Below are 19,927 nucleotides of genomic sequence, written 5' to 3' on the forward strand. Positions count from 1 at the left end.
CCCGCCCTTCGTCTGAACGCTTTGTATACACTAAGGCCGTCGCTACCGAACTGACACGTTCTGAATAAAGGTTATTGTAATGAGTAGCGTAAATTACCATCGCGCTGTGCCTTTGCTCCTTGCGAAAAATCATCACCTGCTAAATATATTCCCGAAATGAATATGACGCGAAATCTGAAAATATTGATTAGTGCAGGATTTACAAGATTATTCACAGTCTACCTTGCACCAGACATATATCAATAACGTCGCAAATTAGCCGAGAAAATTCTTATTATTTTTAGTAAGAACATTACACCCTATCAGACAATAACTTAAACATATTGTTATACGCACGCTATGTCACCAAACTGCAGCCCTGCTACTATTTCAGATATTTCGCCAAAGAATGTTATATCAGGTAAAGGAATACATCATTTTTAATGCAAGCATCAATGATTATTTGCAGATAACTGCCAGCGTTATACAGATAATACCTATATGCATTTTTACATGGATAAGCCTTATCCGCCACTTCAGGAAGATCAGGCTAATATCAAACCATTTAATAACCAAGCAACTTATTGATATTAATAAATAAATTACCACCTCTAACGTAAGGAGTCTTAAAATCCCTTAAAGCAAGGGTTGCGCAGGCATCTACTCCCGTCAACTCATAGCGACGCTAATGCGATTAGAGTAAGCAAAGTACAAATTATACGATTTTCTCGAAAACTACACTAATAGAAAACCGGGCGTCATTCTTAGGTTGATTTCGAATAATCTGAATATTAGATATAGTGAATAAACTTACAACTCGGGATCCTGATATGTAGAGCGATAATAATCGATAATTAGGTTAAATGCTCTATCGAAAACTTTATGGCCTTAAAATACAGAGGATTGATTGCCACGACAAGATGTTTGAATCTTCATTATGCAAGAACTTTTATATTTCCCCTTACTCTGAAGAAGGCCATGGCTATTGTTAGTTTTTAAACAAAAATTCGCACTAACAATGCCGCCTACCCGTATATTTTCACAGAAAAAGACATAAAAAAAATGATTCACCTAACGCATATATCCCCTCTTCTTAGGCCCTTGACTTATAGGCTGCTGCATTCACGGGGGATTTATCTGTGTCAGTTTATTTTTCATATACATGTCAGTATGAGAGCAAGAGCGCAGTACTTTGCACGCGGGTGGTTTTCCATTCCTTTTCTCGTTAAAATTGGCGTATACTACGCAAAGTGTGAACTTGAATGGTTTCAGCATATTGAACAGCACGCACTCAACGCAGCGACGATATTGTTCATTATCTTCTAAATTGATGAACATATTCTTCTGCACGCTTTATTTATGTCACCTATCCTTGAGTGTGTGGCATTCATCCCCCACGCAACACAGATTCTGGCGTCGCGGCAATGTCTGGGCGAATCGGCGCTACCCTTCCTCATCCTTCACAACTAAAGATTAAGACTGTCATGAAAAAGACGAAAATTGTTTGCACCATTGGTCCGAAAACCGAATCCGAAGAGATGTTAACCCGGCTGCTCGACGCAGGCATGAATGTCATGCGTTTAAACTTCTCTCACGGGGACTATGAAGAACATGGCCAGCGCATAAAAAATCTGCGCAACGTAGTGGCTAACACAGGACATAATGCAGCGATACTTCTCGACACTAAAGGACCGGAAATACGGACAATGAAGCTGGAAGGTGGTAAAGATGTGTCGCTAAAAGCGGGACAAACCTTCACCTTCACCACCGATAAATCAGTAGTGGGTAACACAGAGAAAGTTGCCGTTACTTATGAAGGGCTAACCAGCGATCTCTCTATCGGTAATACGGTTCTTGTGGATGATGGACTGATTGGGATGGAAGTGACGTCTATAGAAGGCAATAACGTCACTTGTAAAGTACTTAACAATGGCGATCTTGGCGAAAATAAAGGGGTAAATTTACCCGGCGTCTCGATTGCTTTGCCCGCCCTGGCAGAAAAGGATAAAAAAGACTTAATTTTTGGCTGTGAGCAGGGCGTCGATTTTGTTGCCGCATCCTTTATTCGTAAACGCTCTGATGTAGTTGAAATACGCGAACATCTGAAAGCCCACGGCGGCGAACATATTAAAATCATTTCCAAAATCGAAAACCAGGAAGGTCTTAATAATTTCGACGAAATTCTGGAAGCGTCGGATGGTATTATGGTGGCCCGCGGCGACCTTGGTGTAGAAATCCCCGTTGAAGAAGTTATCTTCGCGCAGAAAATGATGATTGAAAAATGCGTTCGCGCCCGCAAAATCGTGATTACCGCTACGCAGATGCTGGATTCGATGATTAAAAACCCGCGCCCAACGCGCGCTGAAGCCGGCGATGTCGCGAATGCCATTTTAGACGGTACCGATGCCGTGATGCTTTCCGGAGAGTCTGCCAAAGGGAAATATCCGCTGGAATCTGTGTCAATTATGGCAACGATTTGCGAACGTACCGATCGAGTCATGAGCAGCCGCCTTGAGTATAACCACGACGGACGTAAAATGCGCATCACCGAGGCTGTTTGCCGCGGCGCGGTTGAAACGGCGGAAAAACTGGAAGCACCGCTTATCGTTGTTGCCACTGAAGGAGGCAAGTCAGCGAAATCCGTACGCAAATACTTCCCTAATGCCACAATTTTAGCGCTGACGACGAATGAAATCACCTGTCGTCAATTGCTGCTTAGCAAAGGCGTTGTTCCTCTGCTGGTGAAAAAAATCGCCTCGACCGACGATTTTTATCATTTAGGTAAGGCTGCGGCGCTGGAGAGCGGGCTGGCGCACAAAGGCGACGTAGTAGTAATGGTTTCAGGCGCGCTGGTACCAAGTGGTACAACTAACACGTCATCGGTACACGTACTGTAATTTTTACACTGTTAAGGCGCTCAATCGGGCGCCTTTTCAATATGAATGCCTGGTACTATATCCCGATCCCGCATAGCTTTAGCGAGCGCTCCGGTCAGAGTATTTATTAACACGCGTTAAGAAAAAGCCGCTTTCCGGTCATCCAGTTCCAGCCACATTTTACTTTTCTGTAGCCTGTATTCAACAAAACGCCAATCGGAATTGGCTATTTAACGCCCGAAAAGTTAAGATGAATCCGATTAACATTAGTGGTTTTCATATTGATTTTTGAACATTTTGAGGCAAGTCGCTGCTTCTTTGAGCGAACGGTCAAATTTAAGCTTAATCCCAACAAAAAAATATTCTCAACCGAAAAAACTTTGTGTAATACTTGTAACGTTACATGGAGATTAACTCAATCTAGAGGGTATTTATAATGAATCGTACTAAACTGGTACTGGGCGCGGTAATTCTGGGTTCTACTCTGCTGGCTGGTTGCTCAAGCAACGCTAAAATCGATCAACTGTCTTCTGACGTTCAGACTCTGAACGCTAAAGTTGACCAGCTGAGCAACGACGTTAACGCTATGCGTTCTGACGTTCAGGCTGCTAAAGACGATGCAGCTCGCGCTAACCAGCGTCTGGACAACCAGGCTCACTCTTACCGTAAGTAAGAGTTTGGGTAATAAAAATGGCGCATTCAATGCGCCATTTTTTTGTTGTATCAACAGCTCTACAGCAAACCATCATTATTTCCGGTTAACCGATCCCCATCCTGTTTTGCTTCCACCAGCCCTGGCTGCCGTGACTCTCTCTTCGCATTCTCATATAGCGGCACAGAGCCACTGTTAACCGTCACGGGTACGGGATACCCTGCTCTGCGCCTCAAAACGGCATCCATTTCCGCCTTATTAATATCTGCTGCCGCTAAAAAGCGCTGAAAAGAAGCGCTCGGGGCCAGAGGGACTGTCTGCGGATTTTCCCAGTCGTTACTTGAAAGCGGCTGATGTACCTCAATGTAGCGCCGCCCGTTTGGCTCGGCGGAGTATTTAATAGGTTCATTGATAATTTGCACACGGGTACCGGCGGCAACTCTGGAAAAAAGCGCTTTTATGTCCGCACTGCGCAGCCGTATACAGCCAGAACTCACTCGCAGGCCCACGCTGCGCGCCACATTTGTGCCATGAATCAGATACTCGCCACCGCCCTGCTCCAGGCGCAACGCATAGCGACCCAGTGGATTGTTCGGCCCTGCAGGGACAACCGCAGGGAGTTTAATTCCCTGAGCAAGAGAACGAGCGCGTATATTAGCCGTTGGGGTCCACGTTGGATTGGGGATTTTCTGACTAATGCGCGTCACCATCACCGGTGTTTCTCTGCCCAATTGACCGATGCCGATTGGATAGACATCTACTCGCCCGCTCCCGGGCGGATAATAATACAGCCGTAGTTCCGCCAGATTAATAACAATCCCTTCGCGTGGAGTATCAGGCAGCAGCATCTGCGCTGGAATGGTCAGTGTACTCCCTGGCTTAGGCAGCCAGGGGTCGACGGTATTATTCGCTTCTAACATCAACAGCACGCCGGTCTGATAGCGAGCAGCGATATCAGCCAGGCTGTAACCATCCTCAGGAACAACATAAGAGATATTCTGCCCAATCAGCCGACTACCCGGCGGCGGCAATGGATATTCGACGGCCAGTGCCGTAGTGCTAAACATCAGCGAACAAAACGTCATGGGGATAAGAAGAGAAGTCGCGCTTTTCATATTGACATTCCTGTGTTCACCGGAATCAACCGGAATGCTGAAAGGCAAAAGACCGCTTACGCAGCCGTTAACACCATACAAGTGTTCTTTGAAGTTTAGGCATAAACGCTTAATTAGCCACAGTCGGGCAGTGAAACATACGACCCTGACGGGGAAGAAATAGGCGAATGACTCGCCATGCTATCAATAAGGCGCCTGTCCAGGGCCTAACGGCGGTCTTGATAAACCTGCTCCCTACATCGTCATTTTCGCCCATGAATAGTTTCCCACTTATTCTCAAGGCTCATCCCCATCAACAGATTGCTTATGTTTGTCGGATACGCTTCCTTTGCATAGCGATCGCGCTGCCTTTACGCCAGTAATCAGCAGACAATAAATTGGTTCAGCTCGCGTCAGCGCGCTTAGCGCAAATAATTAACGCCAAAGACCATTCCCTGTTACTTAAGCACTGCCATAATTTGTTAAAGGGATAAGGGATAAAGGATCAATAAGGTTCTGGCGGGGCACTTAGTGGCTAATCGCGTGCTCGTATAATTCTTCACAAAACACGACAACCTTCGGATATTAAGAACACATTCGCGATAATAAAATAGTTTGATCGACACGGAAAATGAAAAATAAAGGTAATAATGATTTATATAATAAGTAAAAATAAAGTTTATGAAAATGGAGAATACACGATTTTAGTTAATCGCATTTAGCCTTGGCTTATATCAGCACAATATGCCGTGTCTATCGTATTTATTCCGAATATAATCCCCGTCTTTGCATCCTCCATGCGCAATGCACTCATCAAAGAAAATGGCGATAACTCCTACATGAACGTGAAACCTCTTTCGGCCTGCCTGTCATTTACGCTACTGGGCATAGTTGCTTATTCTTCGGCCAGCCTGGCAGCCACCCCAGAACCGGAGTCGTTCTCCTATAGTGCACTGAAAAATAAATCAGAGCCGACGCAATCTTTTGAAGCCGTGGGCGCAGCAGCGCAAAAAACAGCGGCGAATAATTCAATACCGACGCAGAACGATACGTTATTGCCTTTTTGGGGGGCTAAAGCCCGCGCAATGGGTTATGAACTCCCGGAACCTTTCGGCATTAATATTAACTATATGAATATGCGTCAGGATATTAACGTCGATAGCATTCGATTTTCCGGGCTGGGCTGGGACAGCTATAATCTGCCCTCCGATTTATTTGATATTAAAGTCGGGAAAACCCGCGAAAAAAGCAAAACGCGCACGGTAAAACTGGACGCCTGGGTATTACCGTTTATGAATGTTTACGCTTTGGTAGGTAAAACGCGCGGCAGCTCAGTATCTCACGTTTCAGTGGACTCTAACCCGGATAGCATACCCAGCGGCGATTTTATGGGTAAAATTATTGCCGGTGCCGTTCACAATATGTACGAAAGCGGGCAATTAAAGGACCTTAACTTTACGCTTAAATTTAAGGGCACGACTTATGGGGTCGGTACCGTTTTAACAAGCGGTTATGATAACTGGTTCGGCTTAGTCGATTTAAATTATACCCAAACCCACTTTGATGTTCTTGATGGCAGTATTGATGCTTTAACCGTTTCCCCGCGCATCGGATACCGCTTTACGACACCCGGTGCATCGCGCTTACATCTTGCTCCCGGTCATCTCAACCTGTGGGTTGGCACTATGTATCAGGACATTCAGCAGACTTTTAAGGGCGACCTTAACGATTTGACCATGCCTGCTGAATTAAGCGGCCTAATGAATATTGCTAATGGTGAAAACAAAGGGCGCTTTAACGTAAAACAGCACCTCCAGTCCCAGTGGAATATGCTGGTCGGCGCGCAGTACGAAATTACCCGCCACTTTAATGTCACGACTGAAGTGGGTTTTGCGAAACGTAATAGCGTCTTTGTTTCCGGCGAGTTCCGTTTCTAATGACGCGAGTGCACTTCAATGCGCTGGTGATTTTCGTCAGCGCATTTTCCTGTTATAGCCACGCGGCGCTTCCCTCTCATCAGCAAATCGATTCATGGCTAAATTCCCTTGGCGCTGATGGTAAATTTGATGCTTCAAAAGGTATTGACTGGGGAGTCATGCCCGGGCCTTTTTATACCCCGGAGCTTGGGATAGGCCTTGGTGCCGCCGTAGTTGGTCTTTATCGCCCCTCGCCCAAAGATTCTGTCAGTCAAAACTCTACGGTGACGTTAAACACTTACGCCAGCTCTACCGGTGCCTTTGGACTAACGCTTGATAATCACACTTTTCTTGCCGGGGACAGGCAGCGTTTTTTTATTAGTGGCAGCCTGAATAACACACCGACATGGTACTGGGGTTCAGGGTTTTCCTCCGCGCGGGATAATCATCGGCGTCAACAATATACGGATAAAACATTTGCCCTGCATCCGGAATGGCTAACTGAGTTCGCGCCGAATAGTTGGCTTGGTTTAGGCTGGTCTTTAGCCTCGATGCACGCCGCGCGCATTCAGCATAAACAAAAACACACCATTACCGATGAACGCGCTGGTGAGAGCGTGTTCAGTAGCGGGTTTGCTACCAGCCTGCGCTATGACACGCGCGATTTCATTCCTAATCCGCGCCATGGCGTGTTAGCTCAGCTTGGCTATGCCCATTTTTCACCGGACACCGGCAGCGATAGCCGCTTTGAACGCTATGAAGCCCAATTGAGAAGCTATTTCGCGCTGGGCAACATGCGTGAATTAGCCTGGGAGACTAACGGCGCATTTACACAGGGAAACGTTCCCTGGAATCAACTACCATCGCTGGGAAACAGCCACAGAATGCGCGGATACTACGAAGGGCGTTACCGGGATCGTAATACGCTCAGTACTCAGCTCGAATATCGTCAGAAACTTAACTGGCGGCATGGATATGTACTCTGGGCAGGAGCAGGCACCATGGCATCGAGATGGCACGGACTAACGCGAAACCCCTGGCTCCCTACCGTCGGCACCGGATATCGCTTCACCTTCAAACCCGGCTTCAATGTCCGTCTCGATTATGGCCTTGGGAAAAACAGCAGCGGATTTTATTTCCAGGCCGGGGAGGCATTTTGATTTTTTCGAATACCGGTCGGACGCTTGCTCTGGCACTGTTGATATTTCCTTTAAGTCTTCAGGCTCTCACGACAGAAGCCGCTCTTGCTGCCGTCCCTCAACTTCAGGCTACACAAGCCTGGCCCGTCACAGCCCCTCTGTCAGCCCCAGGCGGGCTCCGCCCCTGCTGTGCATTTGGTTACAACCTGAAAGCCAAACTGGGGTTTATTCCTGTACCTTTGTATCGGGTTAATAATGTCGTTGACACAGAAAGCCTGGGTCATCATGCCTATAATGACAGCCTGCTGGGCGCTGCCAGACAAATTGCCGGGATGAGCCAGGAAAAAAACGGTATTTTGTATACACAGCGAGGGGGCTTTATTGATATTGCCCACGTGCGCGATACGGCGGACATGACATTCTACTTGTTCAGCCAGCTCTATCCACGCCTTGGCAAGGCTTTTACCCTACGGCTTGATGATGAGCTGGCGCAGCGCCAGATTATCTTTTTTCCTTTTGCTATTCCGGAAGACGCCGCGCAGGCTTATACGCTGGCAGTATGGATATCAGCGCATATCGCATTCCAGGTTGCCGCCTGGCATGAAATAGCTCAGTGGTACGGTTTCCGCTCTGTGCCTGGTTTCTCTGAGGAAATTTCTGCATTTTCACCGGAAGATCTCTACTCTAATTTGTTAGGTGCCCGGCTATCCGCCTCTTTGCTTCTTAGCGGCGAAGGCGCGTCAAAGGGGGAATTTAATGCGGCGCTGTCAAAAGCCTTACCTGCCGCGCTCAGGCAATTAGGCGCACAGCCCGCAAGGCTGACCCGCTTTCAGTTCGATATGCTGGATGGAGTATGGTGGTGCAGTAAACGCGCGGTGCCAGATAAGTTTTTGGTTTTATATCGCAACTATTTTGTCGGCAATAGTCGCTTGCCAACGTCCGTGCCGGGCGAGCGAAGCCCTCCTGTATTACTGTCTTTACCCGCCTCCGTCGCGGGCCTGGACCTTGATAAAGCGGGGGAACTGCGCCTTTTCCCCTCACGCCATATGAAAGCCCTGCCGCCGCCAGCGCAGTTTTACCACTGGGCAGACTTTCCCACTCTGGCCGCGTTTGCCCACAAAAGCGATGACTTTACGTTGAGTATGATGTCGAAGGCGGGCAAAGGCTGTACGGAAGCTAAGTAAAGCGCAGCTTCGAAACCTGCGCCCCGCCTTTCAGCGCATAAGCCTAAATCACCGCCGTGGTTAATCGCGTAGTACAGCACATTTCATTTTGCGCATTGAAAATATCAATTTGCCATACCTGGTGACGGCGCCCCACGTGAATGGCGCGGCAAACGCCGCGCACGCGCCCCTCATGAACCGGGCGTATATGATTGGCGTTAATCTCAAGCCCAACCACTTTTTGTTCCCCTTCCGTACTCAACCAACCTGCAACCGACCCAAGCGTTTCCGCCAGAACCACCGATGCGCCACCGTGCAATAAGCCAAACGGCTGGCGGGTGCGATAATCAACCGGCATGCTGGCTTCCAGCGTTTGCGCATCAATGCGTTCAAACCGAATATCAACGTGCCCGACCATATTATCGCTGCCAAGCGCGTTCAGGGCCTCAAGGGTAATTTCTCGCCGCCAAATCATGTCAAAATCTCCAGTAAAGCCTGTAAAGGATGGCGAATGCCGTTGCCCTCCGTACGTTTTACCTGGCTGCGGCATGAGTAGCCGCTTGCAAGGCAGCGGTCGCGCGGCAATCGCTGCAGCGCCTGATGCCAGGAAAGCGCATAAATCCCCAATGAGTTCTGAAGATGCTGCGCCTCATGGCCATATGTGCCTGCCATTCCACAGCAGCCAACCTGGACATTTTCCAGGACAGCGCCGCAGCGGGCAAAAATCTCAGCCCACTGCTTTCCCGTATCGGGAAGCGCCGTCGATTCGGTGCAGTGGCCAAACAAATACCAGGGTTCCCCTCCTGCCGTTTGCCGCGAACGCTCCGCCAGAGCAGACAGCAGCCATTCCTGTGCCAGCTGGACCTGGAAATCACCGCGCGCCTCGCCCAGCGCCTGACGATATTCATCGCGATAACATAGCACCAACGCAGGATCCACGCCGGCCATCGGCATCCCCAGCCTGGCGATGCGATTAAGAAAATCTGCGGTTTTACGGGCCGTTTTAGCGAATTGCTGTAAAAATCCTTTAATATGCGCGGCTTTACCGTTGGGTGAAAAAGGAAGTAGTACGGGGCGCCAGCCGAGCTTATCCGCCAGGGCGACGAAATCAGCCACCACGGGCGCATCATAATAGCTGGTAAACGGATCCTGCACGATAAGTAAGGTCCGACTGCGCTCTTGCGAACTTAGCCTTTCTAATTGCTCTAGCGTCATATTCGCACTGGGATGTTTGACCAGTTGCCGCTGCAGCGAAGGCACCGATAATGCAGGTAAATCCACCATACCAATGCGGCGCGCCGTGAAATGGCGCACCCACGGCTGAGAAAGCACGGCATTAAACGCGCGCGGCGCGCGCGCCATCAAAGGCGCATAGCTTTCAACGTTGGCCACAACGCGATCGCGTAGCGGCCGCAAATAGCGCGTATGATAAAGCTGCAGAAAGCGCGCACGAAACTCCGGCACGTCGATTTTTACCGGACACTGCGTAGAGCAGGCTTTACAAGCCAGGCAACCCGACATTGCAATTTTAACTTCATGAGAGAAATCATACTCCCCTCTGCGCGCATACCAGGTATTACGCACCCGCTTGATCAAATGACGCAGGCTGGTTTTTTGATGCGCCAGCGCCTGTTCCAGCTGAACTGGGTTAACGCCCTCTTCTGCCAGCAGCCGCAGCCATTCGCGGATCAACCCGGCGCGGCCTTTGGGCGAATGTACCCGTTCACGGGTGATTTTCATCGATGGGCACATGGGGCTGCGAACATCAAAATTGAAACATAGTCCGTTGCCATTACAGGTCATCGCGCCGCGCCAGGCATTGCGTACCGCTCCGGGAATTTGCCGATCGTAGGTGCCGCGTTTAATCGCATCGACCTGCCACATTGGTGTATCTATTCCCGCAGGCGGGCAGATTTTCCCGGGGTTAAGCCGATTATAGGGATCAAAAGCCGCTTTAATTTCCCGCAGTTCCGCATACAGCGTCTCACCAAAAAAAGCCGGGCTATACTGCGCACGAAACCCTTTGCCGTGTTCCCCCCACAGTAATCCGCCATATTTAGCCGTTAGCGCCACTACCGCATCCGAAATTTGCGTTAACAGCGCTTCTTGCCGTGGATCGCACATATCCAGCGCCGGGCGCACGTGCAAAACCCCGGCGTCAACGTGCCCGAACATACCGTAATTCAAACCATGTTGGTCCAGCAGCGCCCGGAATTCGGTAATATAATCGGCTAAATGCTGCGGCGGTACGCAAGTGTCTTCCACAAAAGGAATTGGTTTTGCCTGACCTGGCGCATTGCCTAACAGACCAACGGCTTTTTTGCGCATAGCATATATACGTTCAATGCTCGCAATATCGCGACACAACTGCCAGCCAATGATCCCGCTTTCCTGGCTCGCGATGCCGGCATCCAGCCGGGCGCATAATGCGGATACCCGTGCATCTATCTGCACCTCATCATCGCCAGCGAACTCGACGATATTTAATCCGGCCATGGTTTTTCCCGGCACGTCCGAGATATGTTCCCGCACCGAATGCCAGACGATGTCCTCGCGCGCGAGATTAAGTACCGTGGAGTCAATGGTTTCTACGGAAAGCGCGGCGGCATCAACCATGAAAGGCGCGCTGCGCAGCGCGGCATCGAACGAGTCATATTTCACATTCACCAGGCGGCGCACCTTAGGTATCGGCGTAATATTCAGCCGCGCTTCGGTAATAAATGCCAGCGTGCCTTCAGAACCGGTGAGAATGCGCGTCAGATCAAACTGGGTCATATCCTCATTAAAAACGTGTCGAAGATCGTAGCCGGTTAGAAAACGGTTTAGCTGCGGAAATTTTTCAAGAATCAGTGAGCGCTGCGCCTGGCAACGATCAAATACCGTTCGATATATTCGCCCGGTCTGCGTATTTTCTTTGCCGAGCACCCGTGCCAGCGCGGCGGGCATCTGGCGAGTATCAAGTATTTCGCCGCCTAGCAGCACGGCGCGTACTCCCAATACATGATCGGACGTTTTACCGTACACCAAAGAACCCTGCCCGGATGCATCCGTATTGATCATTCCACCAAGCGTAGCGCGGTTGCTGGTTGATAGCTCCGGTGAGAAGAAAAAACCGTACGGGCGCAGAGACAGGTTTAATTGATCTTTAATCACGCCAGCTTCCACGCGTACCCAGCCTTCTTCAGGATTAATCTCAATAATCCTATTCATATAGCGCGACATATCGACCACTATACCGTGGTTAAGCGCCTGTCCGTTGGTGCCCGTTCCGCCACCGCGCGGCGTAAAAGCCAGGCACTGAAAGCGCGCATCGTCGGCAATGCGCGCCACTAGTGCGACGTCCGCCGTTGAACGAGGGAAAAGCACAGCATCGGGTAATAGCTGGTATACGCTATTATCCGTCGCCATAGTCAGCCTTTCGGCGTAGCGCGTTGTGGCGTCACCGGTAAATCCTTGCTGCTCCAGTTCCTGTAAAAAATCAAGCACCGCCTGTAACAGGCCCGGCGCCTGAGAAATTTGTGGGATCATTGCCTGCCCGGTCCATTTAGAGAGTTGAAGTGTGAAGTTCTTGTTTGCGTTGTATCTTCGTGTTGTATCATATTTTTTTGTTATCCGTCGTCAGTATTGTGAAGCAAACTTTCTGTGCAATCTGCCTGAAATACATCATCATTAAACACATCCGACTGGATAAAGTTCTCTGCGCCAGAGTGTGGCGCTCAAGTTAATGGTAAGTGGTATGGAAAAAAATCGACAATCCGTGGACGTCACGCAGATATTGCTGTCCGTTCTCTTTCTTTTAATAATGATCGTCGCCTGCTTTTGGGTAGTGCGCCCTTTTATTTTAGGCTTTGCCTGGGCTGGGACCGTTGTTATCGCCACCTGGCCAATGATGTTACGGCTACAGCGTTTGCTATGGGGGAAACGCGCCCTGGCCGTGCTGGTAATGACGCTTTTATTACTGCTGCTGTTTGTGCTTCCCATTGCGTTGCTGGTGAATAGTTTCGTTGAAAACAGCGCTCCCCTCGTAAAATGGGCCACTGCCGGCCATCTTGCATTGCCACAGCTGGAATGGTTGAACTCGATACCGCTGGTAGGATCTAAACTTTATAGTAGCTGGCATACGCTGGTTAATAGCGGTGGCAGCGCAATGATGGAAAAAGTGCGCCCCTATGTCGGGACGACTACGACCTGGTTCCTTGGCCAGGCGGCACACGTTGGGCGATTTCTGATGCACTGCGGCCTGATGCTACTGTTTAGCATTTTGCTCTACTGGCGCGGCGAGCGCGTTGCGCTTGGATTCCGCCATTTCGGCTATCGGTTAGCGTCACAGCGCGGCGATGCCGCGGTGGTATTAGCCGCTCAGGCCATCCGCGCCGTTGCGCTCGGCGTAGTAGTAACCGCGCTGGTTCAGGGCATTTTGGGTGGGATAGGGCTGGCGGTTTCCGGCATTCCTTATGCCACACTGCTTGCCGTAGCCATGATCCTGAGCTGCCTGGTGCAACTCGGCCCGCTTCCCGTGTTAGTTCCAGCCATCATCTGGCTTTACTGGTCCGGTGATACGACATGGGGAACTGTTTTATTAGTCTGGAGCTGCGTAGTTGGAATGATGGATAACGTTATTCGCCCAATGCTTATTCGTATGGGCGCCGACTTACCGCTAGTGCTTATTCTGTCAGGCGTCATTGGCGGCATGTTTGCCTTTGGTATGATAGGTCTGTTTATCGGCCCGGTAGTTCTGGCTGTGTCCTGGCGCATCTATTCCGTGTGGGTACATGAAATTCCAACGCCGACAGAAACCCCTGAAGAAGCCGTTGAACAGCTTGACGAACCTGATGTGACAACAACCGCCCTATAAGGGCGCGTTGCGCTCTGCCTTCATTAACGGGCCCATCGCGGGCCCGAATTTATTAATAAAACTTATCAAAATTCCTATTTTTAAGCGCTATTACCGATAATTTTACCTTTTGTATACGTATTTCCTGCTAAAATCTTCATTATTCTTTAACTATTGGGAGGAATCCGATCGACGCTTTCATTTCTCCTCGCTATCATCGATAACACGGTTATGAATCAACACCTTGATTTATAAGCATGGAAATCCCCTGAGTGAAACAACGAATTGCTGTGTGTAGTCTTTGCCCATCTCCCACGATGGGCTTTTTTTTATCCTGCATTTAGCGACAATTTTCTGTGACAACGTCACGTGAAATTCACGCTTAACGCTGATACCCTGCCCTGTAAATAATCTTAATGCCTATATTGCTGCATACAGCGTCATTAATCACAGATGGCTCAGAATGAAAAACGCACCTCATACAAGCTGTGTCATATCATTCAAACCGATGGAAAATGCATCAACAAGCCAGCCTTCGGCCTGCGGTTAGAAAAGTAATTTATTCAATTAAATCCAAAACCTGAACATCTTTTCATTGGAGTAAAAAAACCAGCCCAGAGGGCTGGTTTGTAACAGCGGAAAGGCAGCAAGCAGGTTACGCGCGCATTTCAGCAAGCTTCAGCCAGGTCCGCACAACGGTATCTGGGTTGAGTGACAAACTATCAATTCCTTCTTCCATCAACCACGCTGCAAAATCCTCGTGATCGGACGGCCCTTGCCCGCAAATTCCCACATACTTACCCTGGCGTTTTGCCGCTTTAATCGCCATTGATAGCAGCGCCTTCACGGCGGAATTACGCTCATCGAAGAGCTCAGAAACGACTCCGGAATCCCGGTCCAGGCCTAACGCAAGCTGCGTCATATCATTTGAACCGATGGAAAACCCGTCAAAATGCTCCAGAAACTGATCTGCCAGCAGCGCATTAGAAGGGATTTCACACATCATGATGACTTTCAGGCCGTTCTCGCCGCGTTTCAGCCCCTGCTTTGCCAGCTCTGCTACTACCGCCTGAGCCTGGTCGACCGTGCGCACAAACGGCACCATGACCTCAACGTTGGTAAGCCCCATCTCATTACGCACGCGTTTCACCGCCTCGCACTCCAGCGCAAAGCAGTCGCGGAAGCTTTCTGAAACATAGCGCCCGGCACCGCGAAAACCCAGCATAGGATTCTCTTCTGCCGGCTCATAGCGCTCGCCGCCAACCAGGTTGGCATACTCATTTGATTTAAAGTCAGACAGGCGGACAATCACACGCTTCGGCCAGAACGCAGCCCCTAAGGTGGCAATGCCCTCAGTCAGGCGCGCAATGTAATATTCTACCGGCGAATCATACCCTTTTATCATCTCCTGAATTTGAGCCTGCAGGGCCGGTTCTTGCTGTTCAAACTCCAGTAGCGCGCGCGGATGCACGCCAATCATACGGTTAATAATAAATTCAAGGCGCGCCAGTCCCACGCCCTCATTTGGCAGGCAGGCGAAATCAAAGGCGCGATCCGGATTACCGACATTCATCATAATCTTCAGCGGCAGTTCCGGCAGGCTTTCCACGTTCGAACTTTGTACGCTGAAGTCCAAATTTTCTGCATATACATAGCCAGTATCCCCTTCAGCGCAGGAGACCGTGACCGCCTGTCCGTCCTGCATCCGCTCAGTCGCATCGCCACAGCCTACTACGGCGGGAATACCCAGTTCACGGGCAATAATTGCCGCATGGCAGGTTCGCCCGCCGCGATTGGTTACGATCGCCGCGGCTTTCTTCATAATCGGCTCCCAGTCGGGGTCGGTCATATCCGTGACCAAAACATCTCCCGCCTGGATACGGTTCATCTCGCTAATATTATGGATAACCTTCACCGGACCGGCACCGATGCGATGCCCGATAGCGCGCCCTTCAGCGATAACTTTGCCCTGCGCGTTTAAGGTATAGCGCTCCATTACCTGCCCGCGAGAACGCACCGTTTCCGGTCTAGCCTGTACGATAAAAAGCTGCCCGGTATGCCCATCTTTCGCCCATTCAATATCCATCGGGCGCCCATAATGCTTCTCAATTTGGATAGCCTGGGTAGCCAGCGCCTGAATTTCCTCGTTGTTCAGGCAAAAGCGATCGCGCTCCTCCTGAGCAACATCTTCGATACGCACCTGCTTACCGTGCTCCTGATTATCCGCATACACCATACGAATTTTCTTCGAGCCCATTGTGCGCCGCACAATAGCCGGGCGCCCGGCGGAAAGCGTCGGTTTATGCACATAAAATTCATCCGGATTGACTGCGCCCTGAACCACCATTTCGCCCAGCCCCCAGGCGCCGGTGATAAACACAACCTGGTCGAATCCCGACTCGGTATCAATGGAAAACATTACGCCCGATGAGGCTAAATCTGAGCGCACCATGCGCTGGACCCCTGCAGAGAGCGCTACGCCGCGGTGATCATACCCCTGATGTACGCGATAAGAGATGGCTCTGTCATTAAATAGCGACGCAAAAACGTGCTTAACCGCAATCATCACGGCATCAAGCCCCTGCACGTTCAGAAAGGTTTCCTGCTGCCCGGCAAAAGACGCATCCGGCATATCTTCAGCGGTCGCGGATGAGCGTACGGCAAACGACGCCTGTGCATCATCGGCTGAAAGCTGGTGATAGGCATCGCGGATGGCCTCTTCCAGCGCGGGCTGAAAAGGCGTGTCAATAATCCATTGACGAATTTGAGCCCCGGCGCGGGCAAGCTCATCAACATCATCAATATTCGTATTATCCAGCAGCGCATAAATGCGCTCATTAACGCCGCGACTATCCAAAAACTGATTGAACGCCTCTGCGGTAGTGGCAAATCCGTTGGGTACGGAAACCCCCAAGTCAGAGAGATTAGTAATCATTTCACCGAGGGAAGCATTTTTCCCCCCGACCCTGTCTACATCATTCATGCCGAGTTGGTTATACCAAAGCACCAGCGGCGACGAGCCGTTATTGGACATCGAAACAATCCTTTTTGAATATGAATGGACACAGAATTGCGATAATTCTTTATTAGCCTGGCATATTTGTTTACGCAGTAAAAACGGTGAATCGTTCAAGCAACTAAAAAATATAATTTTTTCGGATAGATTCCGTAATTACCATAACCTCATGATTATTCAATAAAACCTTAAAATATCTACGCCTATAGCAATATATGAATGAGAAAATTTTGCGTATTGGAAAATAAAACTTTATTTCAGCCTCCCATTAAACCAGGCTAGTTTCAGTTGCTGCTTTTCCATTCTGGTTTACCGATTATCATTGAGGAATATATCTATGGATGCTGCTGTCGATCGCCATGTTTTCTATATTTCCGACGGTACGGCGATTACCGCCGAAGTATTAGGCCACGCCGTGATGTCACAATTCCCTGTGGCGATTAACAGTATTACCCTGCCGTTTGTAGAAACGGAAAGCCGCGCCCGGGCGGTGAAAGAGCAGATCGACGCCATCTGGCAGCAAACCGGCGAACGGCCGCTGGTTTTTTTCTCAATTGTATTACCGGAAATACGCGCCATCATTTTGCAAAGTGCAGGATTTTGTCAGGATATTGTGCAGACGCTGGTGGGGCCGCTGCAGCAGGAGCTACGGCTGGACCCGACGCCGATAGCGCATCGCACCCATGGGCTGACGCCGGGCAATCTTAACCGTTACGACGCGCGTATTGCGGCCATTGATTACACGCTTGCTCACGATGACGGCGTTTCTCTGCGCAACCTCGATCGGGCGCAGATTATTTTATTAGGCGTATCGCGCTGCGGTAAAACGCCCACCAGCTTATATCTGGCGATGCAGTACGGCATCCGCGCCGCCAATTATCCTTTCATTGCAGATGATATGGATAACATACAGTTACCGGCCGCTCTGAAACCGTTACAGCACAAATTATTCGGCCTGACTATCGATCCGGAGCGCCTGGCGGCTATCCGCGAAGAGCGACGGGAAAATAGCCGCTATGCCTCACTGCGCCAGTGTCGCCTGGAAGTTGCAGAAGTCGAGGCGCTGTATCGCAGATATAATGTGCGCTATCTCAATAGCACCAATTATTCCGTTGAAGAAATCGCCACTAAAATTATGGATATCGCAGGTCTCAGTCGCCGCATGTACTAGAAAACTAGTTCAATGGCGCACTTTAATATGTTACGCTCTCCCGAAATCAACACATGCCCCTTTGGTTGAGTTTAAATTCAGCACAAATTGGTTTATTGTGATCGTCATCACTTCCCGGCCCGGTGCCGGCGCGAAGCTATTCAATTTCGGGATTGCCCTTATAATGAACAACACTGATGGAATGCGCACTACGCGCATCGATAAGCTCATCACCCCAGGCGAGTTGGCGCAGCGCTATTCGGTTAGTACCGAGCTGGCCGACCATATTAACGCCTCTCGCCACCGCATCGAACGCATCCTCGACGGTAAAGATAAGCGTTTATTAGTCATTATTGGCCCCTGTTCAATCCACGATCCTGACGCTGCGCTGGAATATGCCCGCCGCATAGGCGCAATGCGCGAGCGTTACCGTTCGCGTCTTGAAATTGTGATGCGCACCTATTTTGAAAAACCCCGCACCGTCGTTGGCTGGAAGGGGCTCATCTCCGATCCCGATCTCAACGGTAGTTTTCGTATCAATCAAGGGCTGGAGCTGGCGCGGCGCCTGCTGCTAAACATCAATTTGCTCGGCGTTCCTACTGCAACAGAATTTCTGGATATGGTGATCGGGCAGTATATTGCCGATTTGATAAGCTGGGGCGCGATTGGCGCACGCACTACGGAAAGCCAGGTACATCGTGAAATGGCGTCCGCGCTCTCCTGCCCGATTGGATTTAAAAACGGCACGGACGGCAATACGCGCATTGCCATTGATGCCATCCGCGCCGCCCGCGCCGGACATCTGTTTCTCTCCCCGGATAAACAGGGGCAAATGACCGCCTATCAAACCAGCGGCAACCCGTGGGGACACATTATTATGCGCGGTGGCATAACGCCTAATTACCACGCCAGCGATCTCGCCGCCGCCTGTAGCGCACTGCGAGCCTTTTCGCTGCCGGAGCGCCTCGTCGTTGATTTCAGCCACGGTAATTGCCAGAAACAGCATCGCCGCCAGCTTGAGGTTTGCGAAGACATATGCCAGCAAATCCGCAGCGGCTCTCAGGCCATAGCCGGTGTGATGGTGGAAAGCTTTCTGCAGGAAGGGCAACAGGCAATAATGCCTGGCGTTTTGCCGACGTACGGACAATCAATCACCGACCCGTGCCTGGGCTGGGAGCAAAGTGAAGTACTGCTGGCCTCGCTTGCCAGCGCCGTGGACAGCCGCTTTGCCTGACCCACGGCAACCGCGATAATTTCAACGCCGCCCCTGGCAGAGGCGGCGTTATATCCCGCGTCTAACAAGCCAGAAAAACGGCGTTCGGTTTTGTCAGATTTTCCCCCACAGCGAGATATCGTCTCAACCCGTTACCCACCAGCTTCTACGCCGTAATTTCTGGTTAGCGTCTGATGCCGCTTTTGACGAAGCCAATTTATTTAAAGTTGATTGTGCAGTAAAAATAGCCATTCCTTCCGGACGAACAAAATGTTATCTCCCAGAGAAGTTGAAAAGTAACGACAATCATTATTCGCGCCCCCCACGACCTTCAGTTGAAGATTGCCGTCTTCTGCGGCGCTCAGGTCAGCGTCTTGTATACGCACTGCTTTCAGGAGCTAACCGCGTTCACTAAATCCGCCGCGCCTGCCAAAAGGTATCGCGCCAGTATTCATTATCCAGCGAAGAGCGGATAACGCCACGGCTGGTAGAGGCATGAATAAATTGATTGTCGCTATCGTAAATGCCTACGTGCAGGCCATTATCACCGCGCCCGGTTTTAAAAAAGAGCAAATCGCCGGGCAGAAGATCTTCTCTGTCGATCCGGGTGCCGTATTCCGCCTGGGCGCGCGTCTCGCGCGGCAATTGTAGAGCGAACCGCTGGCTAAACGTTAACGCGACAAAACCGGAGCAATCGACCCCGCGGCGGCTCATGCCGCCATAGCGGTAAGGAGTGCCATGCCAGTGGGCAAGCTGCTCGTTAAGCTGGGCAAGTACCATAATTGAATCAGAGAGGCGAGCATTCGGCGGCGGCGCGCGATGATGGCTACACCCTGCCAGTACTAATACCGCGATAATAAATAACCACTGCCGCATTCGGCTTGCTCCTTCATTC

General features: G+C 50.3%; 13 protein-coding genes and 1 other RNA gene. 9 read left to right on the forward strand and 5 right to left on the reverse strand.

Features of this window, described 5'->3' with window-relative positions:
* The first annotated feature begins 1,463 nt into the window (after positions 1–1,463).
* Both pykF and SFA31_RS15220 read left to right on the forward strand, forming a co-directional pair.
* Positions 1,464–2,876, forward strand: a complete 1,413-nt coding sequence (pykF, locus tag SFA31_RS15215) for a pyruvate kinase PykF (RefSeq protein ID WP_322838741.1) — start codon at positions 1,464–1,466, stop codon at positions 2,874–2,876.
* A 415-nt stretch (positions 2,877–3,291) separates the two neighbouring features.
* Positions 3,292–3,528 (forward strand): major outer membrane lipoprotein, encoded by a 237-nt coding sequence (locus SFA31_RS15220; protein ID WP_002908860.1) that lies wholly within the window; start codon positions 3,292–3,294, stop codon positions 3,526–3,528.
* A 59-nt stretch (positions 3,529–3,587) separates the two neighbouring features.
* Here the strand turns inward: SFA31_RS15220 and SFA31_RS15225 are convergent, their stop codons facing one another.
* Positions 3,588–4,622 (reverse strand): L,D-transpeptidase family protein, encoded by a 1,035-nt coding sequence (locus SFA31_RS15225; protein ID WP_322838742.1) that lies wholly within the window; start codon positions 4,620–4,622, stop codon positions 3,588–3,590.
* 818 nt (positions 4,623–5,440) lie between these two features.
* Between SFA31_RS15225 and SFA31_RS15230 the strand changes: the two genes are divergently transcribed.
* Genes SFA31_RS15230 through SFA31_RS15240 form a run of 3 tightly spaced genes read left to right on the forward strand, consistent with a single transcriptional unit; the run spans position 5,441 to position 8,840 of the window.
* Positions 5,441–6,538: a hypothetical protein gene (locus tag SFA31_RS15230; protein ID WP_322838743.1), complete on the forward strand. Its 1,098-nt coding sequence runs from the start codon at positions 5,441–5,443 to the stop codon at positions 6,536–6,538.
* Entirely contained in the window at positions 6,538–7,677 is a 1,140-nt protein-coding gene (locus SFA31_RS15235; RefSeq protein WP_322838744.1) for a BamA/TamA family outer membrane protein, read from the forward strand. Before SFA31_RS15230 ends, SFA31_RS15235 begins: the two co-directional genes overlap by 1 nt.
* Complete coding sequence (locus SFA31_RS15240) at positions 7,674–8,840, forward strand: DUF4056 domain-containing protein (protein ID WP_322838745.1); 1,167 nt, start codon at positions 7,674–7,676, stop codon at positions 8,838–8,840. The genes SFA31_RS15235 and SFA31_RS15240 overlap by 4 nt, the downstream gene beginning before the upstream one ends.
* Positions 8,841–8,883: 43 nt before the next feature.
* On the opposite strand, the gene menI is transcribed toward SFA31_RS15240, so the two are convergent.
* Both menI and SFA31_RS15250 read right to left on the reverse strand, forming a co-directional pair.
* Positions 8,884–9,294, reverse strand: a complete 411-nt coding sequence (menI, locus tag SFA31_RS15245; protein ID WP_322838746.1) for a 1,4-dihydroxy-2-naphthoyl-CoA hydrolase — start codon at positions 9,292–9,294, stop codon at positions 8,884–8,886.
* The gene (locus SFA31_RS15250; RefSeq protein ID WP_322838747.1) at positions 9,291–12,347 is read right to left on the reverse strand and encodes an FAD-binding and (Fe-S)-binding domain-containing protein; all 3,057 of its coding nucleotides are present in this window, start codon (positions 12,345–12,347) and stop codon (positions 9,291–9,293) included. The genes menI and SFA31_RS15250 overlap by 4 nt, the downstream gene beginning before the upstream one ends.
* Positions 12,348–12,555: 208 nt before the next feature.
* Here SFA31_RS15250 and ydiK point away from each other — a divergent pair, with 208 nt between their 5' ends.
* Both ydiK and rprA read left to right on the forward strand, forming a co-directional pair.
* A complete protein-coding gene (gene ydiK, locus SFA31_RS15255) occupies positions 12,556–13,674 on the forward strand; it encodes an AI-2E family transporter YdiK (RefSeq protein WP_322838748.1) in 1,119 nt (372 codons plus the stop codon).
* A gap of 204 nt (positions 13,675–13,878) precedes the next feature.
* Positions 13,879–13,986, forward strand: an RNA gene (gene rprA, locus SFA31_RS15260) — antisense sRNA RprA.
* A 322-nt stretch (positions 13,987–14,308) separates the two neighbouring features.
* On the opposite strand, the gene ppsA is transcribed toward rprA, so the two are convergent.
* Positions 14,309–16,687, reverse strand: coding sequence for a phosphoenolpyruvate synthase (gene ppsA / locus SFA31_RS15265; RefSeq protein WP_322838749.1), 2,379 nt, complete (start codon positions 16,685–16,687; stop codon positions 14,309–14,311).
* A gap of 319 nt (positions 16,688–17,006) precedes the next feature.
* On the opposite strand from ppsA, the gene SFA31_RS15270 reads away from it, so the two are divergent.
* On the forward strand, positions 17,007–17,840 hold the full coding sequence (locus SFA31_RS15270) for a pyruvate, water dikinase regulatory protein (RefSeq protein ID WP_322838750.1): 834 nt from the start codon (positions 17,007–17,009) through the stop codon (positions 17,838–17,840).
* A 163-nt stretch (positions 17,841–18,003) separates the two neighbouring features.
* A complete protein-coding gene (locus SFA31_RS15275) occupies positions 18,004–19,053 on the forward strand; it encodes a 3-deoxy-7-phosphoheptulonate synthase (RefSeq protein WP_322838751.1) in 1,050 nt (349 codons plus the stop codon).
* A 390-nt stretch (positions 19,054–19,443) separates the two neighbouring features.
* On the opposite strand, the gene SFA31_RS15280 is transcribed toward SFA31_RS15275, so the two are convergent.
* A complete protein-coding gene (locus SFA31_RS15280) occupies positions 19,444–19,908 on the reverse strand; it encodes a C40 family peptidase (RefSeq protein ID WP_322838752.1) in 465 nt (154 codons plus the stop codon).
* Positions 19,909–19,927 lie beyond the last annotated feature (19 nt).

It is taken from the genome of Erwinia sp. HR93, assembly GCF_034555055.1.
Lineage (GTDB): Bacteria > Pseudomonadota > Gammaproteobacteria > Enterobacterales > Enterobacteriaceae > Apirhabdus > Apirhabdus apintestini.

Bases quoted from the DNA above. Each gene is read 5' to 3' on its own strand.
- SFA31_RS15235 (WP_322838744.1), top strand. From the start codon at position 6,538: ATGACGCGAGTGCACTTCAATGCGCTGGTGATTTTCGTCAGCGCATTT.
- SFA31_RS15280 (WP_322838752.1), bottom strand. From the start codon at position 19,908: ATGCGGCAGTGGTTATTTATTATCGCGGTATTAGTACTGGCAGGGTGT.
- menI (WP_322838746.1), bottom strand. From the start codon at position 9,294: ATGATTTGGCGGCGAGAAATTACCCTTGAGGCCCTGAACGCGCTTGGC.
- SFA31_RS15270 (WP_322838750.1), top strand. From the start codon at position 17,007: ATGGATGCTGCTGTCGATCGCCATGTTTTCTATATTTCCGACGGTACG.
- pykF (WP_322838741.1), top strand. From the start codon at position 1,464: ATGAAAAAGACGAAAATTGTTTGCACCATTGGTCCGAAAACCGAATCC.
- SFA31_RS15220 (WP_002908860.1), top strand. From the start codon at position 3,292: ATGAATCGTACTAAACTGGTACTGGGCGCGGTAATTCTGGGTTCTACT.
- SFA31_RS15275 (WP_322838751.1), top strand. From the start codon at position 18,004: ATGAACAACACTGATGGAATGCGCACTACGCGCATCGATAAGCTCATC.
- SFA31_RS15250 (WP_322838747.1), bottom strand. From the start codon at position 12,347: ATGATCCCACAAATTTCTCAGGCGCCGGGCCTGTTACAGGCGGTGCTT.
- SFA31_RS15230 (WP_322838743.1), top strand. From the start codon at position 5,441: ATGAACGTGAAACCTCTTTCGGCCTGCCTGTCATTTACGCTACTGGGC.
- ppsA (WP_322838749.1), bottom strand. From the start codon at position 16,687: ATGTCCAATAACGGCTCGTCGCCGCTGGTGCTTTGGTATAACCAACTC.
- ydiK (WP_322838748.1), top strand. From the start codon at position 12,556: ATGGAAAAAAATCGACAATCCGTGGACGTCACGCAGATATTGCTGTCC.
- SFA31_RS15225 (WP_322838742.1), bottom strand. From the start codon at position 4,622: ATGAAAAGCGCGACTTCTCTTCTTATCCCCATGACGTTTTGTTCGCTG.